Here is a 3,129-nt window from a genome sequence, read left to right on the forward strand (position 1 = left end):
GATATTCAGGTGACTATTGCACGAAGGTTCCACCTCTTCCCATTCCGAACAGAGAAGTTAAGCTTCGTCACGCCGATGGTACTGCGCAAGTGGGAGAGTAGGTAGTCGCCGTCTTAACGGAAGCCCTGAGGTAGAGATACTTCAGGGCTTTTTTGTGTCCGTACGTCTGCGCGTCTGCGCCTGCGTCCGTTTCCGCTCCTTCCGCGGCAGGCCTCTTCCCTCTGCTGACGGTTTCTTTCCTTCCTTCCTTTCTTTCTTTCTTTCTTTCTCCCCTTGCTATCCTTTGTTTCCTTACCGCTCACCCGGACGGCTCTCAGAAATGCGGCAGGAGACGTTTTCTCCGAAAAGGAGAGTCATTCTTCATCGGAAGCTCCGGATACGCTCAGAACGGGCGAAACAGCTTGAGAAGAGAAACTTGATTGGAGATATGTTTACTTCGCCATAGAACTATTTCCCTTCTACAACTTCCTGACATGTTTAGATAATTAAGAAGCTACTCTGGAAGCAGGGATAGATAGAAAGTCCGTATTGTGTTAACTTCCCTGAAGTATAAGGATAAAAATTCCCCGGACTTCACAGTCCAGGGAATTCTTGATTGATTTCTATAATATAATTAGGTTAGGTTAGTGAATCATTGTATTGGTGCCTTCCACAATTTTTCCGTTAGAAAATACGCATCGTACATTAATGTCTTTGTCAAGAATGACGATATCGGCATCTTTCCCTTTCTGGAGGGTTCCTTTGCGTGAATCAATACCAATCAGTTTAGCAGGAGTTTCAGAAGCCATGCGAATAGCATCTGCTAATGGAATCGCTGCTTTCTTTACCATAGTTTGAATCAGTACATCCATCGTTGCCAAACTTCCTGCCAATGAAGAGTGGTCAGCTAATTTACATACTCCGTTTTCTATAATATATTTAGGGTCATCAATAGCTTCTCCATTGTTGGCTGCATACTTAAGTGCATCAGTAACCAGACAGGTTTGCTCTACTCCTTTGAGTTTGTAGACTAATTTTAGGATAGTGGCAGGCAAGTGAATGCCGTCGGCAATTACTTCCACGCTCATTCCGTCTGTCAGGTATACGCTTTCTACTGTACCCTCGTATTTATATTCGCGACGTTTATGAAATCCTGGCATCGCATTATAGAAATGTGCTGCATGAGTGAATCCAGCTTCAAATGCGGCTTTAATTTCTGGATATTCAGCTTCGGTGTGAGTGACTGCTGTCAGAATACCCTTTGAACGGGTATATCTTGCAAAGTCGTGTCCTCCGGGTAATTCTGGGCTGATGTCCCAACGTTTGATGCACTGTGTGCTTTCCAGCAATGGAATGTATTCCTCTGGATCTGGATCTTTCAGGAACTCTTCCCACTGTGCTCCAGCCATTTTTTTGTTAAGATATGGCCCTTCGATGTGAAGACCTTGGATAATGCCTCCAGGCGCTTTCATCAGTTCTTCACATGTATTTACTGCACGTTTGATATTGTCAAAGCTGGTAGAACTTAGTGTCGGGAAGATGGAGGTTGCTCCGTGGGTCAGATGGGCCTGGGTAGCCTTTTGAAAAGCTTCGGCAGTACCTTCTGTAAAATCATGTCCGGCACCTCCATGTGCGTGCATGCTTACGAATCCCGGTACGATATACATACCCTTGGCATCGATTACAGTTGCACCGATAACAGCCAGGTCGCTGTTGGTTACTTCCAGTATTTTCCCATCGCTGATAAGTACAGAACCGTCTTTCAGCCATCCTTGTGGAGTCAGGATATGACCATTTATAATTTGTGTCAACATAAGCGTCGAATAATTAAGTCATTAAAAAAGTTTATTGGTACCTTCCACCAGTTTTCCCATGGCCCATACGGCACGTACGTTCAGGTCACGGTCGAGGGCGATGATGTCTGCATCTTTTCCTCTTTCCAATGTACCTTTACGGTCGAGGACACCCATGATGCGGGCTGGTGTTTCTGAAGCCATTCTGACTGCATCTTCCAATGGAATCTCAGCTTTTTGTACCATGGTACGGATCAAGCGGTCCATGGTAGCGATGCTACCTGCCAGTGCAGAACGATCGGCTAGTTTACAAACTCCATCTTCAATGATGACACGAGGGTCAAAGGCTTCTTTGCTGTCGCTGGCTGCACATGCTAATGCGTCGGTAATCAGAGCTGTCTTTTCAACTCCTTTGATTTTGTGTACCAGACGGAGAATTGTAGGAGGTACATGTATACCATCGGCTACTACTTCTACCGTCATGTCGTCCATCAGATAGATACTTTCTACAGTTCCTTCATATTTATATTCGCGGCGTTTGTGGAACCCCGGCATTGCATTATAGAAATGAGTTGCATGGGTATAACCGGCATGGAATCCTGTATAGATATCCTCAAACTCAGCTTGTGTATGTCCTACGGCTGCCAATACCCCTTTTGATGTGATGTATTTACCAAATTGCATAGCACCTGGGAGTTCAGGAGCGGCATCCCAGCGTTTAATGCAGTGAGTTTCTTCCAAAAGTGGAATGTATTCTTCTGGATCAGGGTTTTTAATGTTTTCCGGCATCTGTCCTCCTGCCATTTTCATGTTGAAATAATGTCCTTCCAGATGAAGTCCCAGTACCGGACTGTCGGGTTCACTCATTAATTTTTCCGTAGTTTCAGCAGCGGCACGAATCATGGGAATTGTAGACGAAGAAAGCGTCGGGAAAATACTTGTGGTACCATGCTGCATGTGAGCTTTGATGGCTGCGCGGAATGCATCTTCAGAGCCTTCCATAAAGTCACGTCCACCTCCGCCATGTACATGGATCTCGACTCCTCCCGGTACGATATACATTCCTTTAGCATCGATGAGTGTAGCACCGACGATAGCCAGGTCACAGTTAGTTACTTCCAGGATTTTATTGTCTCTGATTAGTACAGAACCGTCTTTTAGCCAGCCTTGAGGTGTTAAAATACGGGCATTAATTATTTGAGTTAACATACGGATAAGGTTTTATTTCTTTGATATGTGCTGCAAAGTTACTTAATTTGCTAATTAAATGCGCTATTAATACTATATTTATTTATGATGATAGGGTTAATTATGTTAAAAGTCTATTCTTTTTAGGGTACAATACTGGGTATATAAA

General features: G+C 44.3%; 2 protein-coding genes and 1 rRNA gene. 1 reads left to right on the forward strand and 2 read right to left on the reverse strand.

What is annotated here, in order from left to right:
- Positions 1 to 5: 5 nt before the first annotated feature.
- A 5S ribosomal RNA gene (gene rrf, locus WKT20_RS17760) occupies positions 6 to 114 on the forward strand.
- 509 nt (positions 115 to 623) lie between these two features.
- Here rrf and nagA (WKT20_RS17765) read toward each other — a convergent pair.
- Positions 624 to 1,793 (reverse strand): N-acetylglucosamine-6-phosphate deacetylase, encoded by a 1,170-nt coding sequence (gene nagA / locus WKT20_RS17765; RefSeq protein ID WP_340417833.1) that lies wholly within the window; start codon positions 1,791 to 1,793, stop codon positions 624 to 626.
- A gap of 21 nt (positions 1,794 to 1,814) precedes the next feature.
- Positions 1,815 to 2,981 carry an N-acetylglucosamine-6-phosphate deacetylase gene (nagA, locus tag WKT20_RS17770; RefSeq protein ID WP_007559876.1) on the reverse strand — a complete coding sequence of 389 codons (1,167 nt, stop codon included), beginning with the start codon at positions 2,979 to 2,981 and terminating at the stop codon, positions 1,815 to 1,817.
- Positions 2,982 to 3,129 lie beyond the last annotated feature (148 nt).

This window comes from Phocaeicola sp. ICN-14070, from assembly GCF_037892625.1.
Lineage (GTDB): Bacteria > Bacteroidota > Bacteroidia > Bacteroidales > Bacteroidaceae > Phocaeicola > Phocaeicola plebeius.